The 608-nt window shown below is 69.2% G+C and carries 1 protein-coding gene; it reads left to right on the top strand.

Going from position 1 to position 608, the window contains the following annotated elements; genetic code table 11:
* Positions 1 to 608, top strand: a 608-nt coding sequence (locus CK944_RS22495; protein WP_158248143.1) for an RNA polymerase sigma factor, incomplete at both ends; no start/stop codon positions are given.

Raw genomic sequence — 608 nt, 5'->3', positions numbered from 1 at the left:
GTGGCGGCCGCCCGGCAGCGCGACGAGGCGGCGGTGCGCGAACTGATCCGGCGGCTGAACGGCCGCCTGTTCCGCATCGCCCGCGGCCTGATGCCCAGCGACGCCGAGGCCGAGGAGGTCGTGCAGGACGCATATCTGGCCGCCTTCACCCATCTTGACGATTTCCGCGACGCGGCGCGCTTCTCGACCTGGATCACCCGCATCGCGCTGAACTGCGCGGCCATGCGCCTGCGCAAGCAGCACGCGCAACAGGAATACGACACGGTCGAGGAACCGGCGCTGCATGGCGCCGAGGTGGTGCTGTTTCCGGGCGCCGAAACCGAACCGACGGACGCCGCCCTTGGCCGGATGCAGACACGCAGCCTGATCGAGGCGGCGGTTGGCGAGCTTCCTTCGGATCTGCGGCTGGTGTTTCTGATGCACGAAGCCTCGGGGCTGAGCCTGCACGACATCGCCCGCGACCTGTCGCTGCCGCTCGGCACGGTCAAGACCCGCCTGATGCGCGCACGCCATCGCCTGCGGCGGATCATCACGGATCGGATCCGGGGCGGGTTCGAGACGATCTTTCCCTTCGACGGAAAGCGCTGCGTCGGCATGGCGGACCGGGT

This window comes from Paracoccus sp. SY (assembly GCF_002901215.1).
GTDB classification, from domain to species: Bacteria; Pseudomonadota; Alphaproteobacteria; order Rhodobacterales; family Rhodobacteraceae; genus Paracoccus; species Paracoccus acridae.
The sequence above is the reverse complement of the archived record's forward strand: the minus strand, read 5'-3'. Positions and strand labels throughout refer to the sequence as shown.